This window comes from Stenotrophomonas sp. 01N47 (assembly GCF_056399165.1).
The window spans coordinates 1-422 of record NZ_JBFTQU010000071.1 but is presented as its reverse complement, the minus strand read 5'-3'; the positions used below and the strand labels follow the sequence as shown (position 1 = coordinate 422).

General features: G+C 58.6%; 1 riboswitch.

Annotation, left to right across the window (positions count from 1 at the left end):
• A riboswitch (cobalamin riboswitch) is annotated at positions 1-171 on the bottom strand. This riboswitch is flagged as partial in the annotation.
• Positions 172-422: the final 251 nt, after the last annotated feature.

The following is a 422-nucleotide window of genomic DNA, read 5'->3' as shown; positions in this document are numbered from 1 at the left end:
GACCTGCAAGCATCACCTTCCCATGCCATATGACCGGCACAGTGGATCTGACGCTTCACTCGCTTACCGTTGCGGGGGCAGCACCGGACTGACATGGCTTTAGAGTAAAGCACATGATTCACCGGTTTCCCGTTTCACCCTGTGAAGGGCACCCGTAACAAGGCGTGTAGGAGAGCATGGGCGAGGGCGGGGAGTCAATTGGCAGGGGTTCTCACTAACACCCAATATCTGTGGCGAGGGGGCTTGCTCCCGCTCGAGCGCATAGCGGTCTCATCGGATTCATGCGGTCTGTCTGTAAGATTTGCAGTGCATGGTTTCACGACTGCTTCGCARMCSARCGGGAGCAAGCTCCCTCGCCACAGGCAAGCCCCCTCGCCACAGGTGATCGCATTCGCCGACAAGACATTGACCCGCCCCCACAC